The organism is Tardiphaga sp. P4_G1, assembly GCF_056401215.1.
On the sequence record NZ_JBFUJU010000025.1, the window covers coordinates 1 to 577 of the forward strand.

At 56.5% G+C, this 577-nt stretch carries 1 protein-coding gene and 1 pseudogene; one reads left to right on the forward strand and one right to left on the reverse strand.

Annotated features, from left to right (window positions below):
* Nucleotides 1-296: pseudogene (locus AC1DUY_RS30720) on the reverse strand (hypothetical protein); the annotation flags it as partial.
* A 135-nt stretch (nucleotides 297-431) separates the two neighbouring features.
* Between AC1DUY_RS30720 and AC1DUY_RS30725 the strand changes: the two are divergent.
* Nucleotides 432-577, forward strand: a 146-nt coding sequence (locus tag AC1DUY_RS30725) for an FAD-dependent oxidoreductase (RefSeq protein WP_478119200.1), incomplete at its 3' end; no start/stop codon positions are given.

Below are 577 nucleotides of genomic sequence, written 5' to 3' on the forward strand. Positions count from 1 at the left end.
AAATAGGACGCCTTTCTCCATACCGCGATCATGACTTCCTGTGTCACCTCCTCGGCAACCGACTCCGCGAGACCGGCCCGAATAAGGAAGCCTTTCACACGCGGCGCGAAATAGGCGAAGAGCTGCGCGAACGCCTTGCGATCCTGCGCCTGTGCAACGGCATCTATCAGGCGGATCAACTCTACAGGAGAGGGCAGCACCTCTTTTTGAATGCCCTCGTTCAAAACAATGAGCCTCGCCGCCGGACCGACATCCCGCGTGCGCCTGATGTCGAGATGTAATCTTGCAGCATCCATTTGCCCTTCATACGCGCCCTCCCCCCAATTGGATCACGCCTCAAGTGATCCAATGCGCGCTGGGTTCCGTAAATATTGGCAGCTCGGCGCGTGGAGGGAAGTCTTTTGACGAGAAAGATTGCTGGAAGTGATAGAATGAACAGCCTTAACGCCGCGGCACATAGCGGAAGCCTCGACATAGCCGTTGTTGGGAGTGGTATTTCCGGCCTGTCCGCAGCGTGGTTGCTTTCAAAACGACATCGGGTTGTTCTATACGAAGCCGATACCCGCCTGGGTGGGCA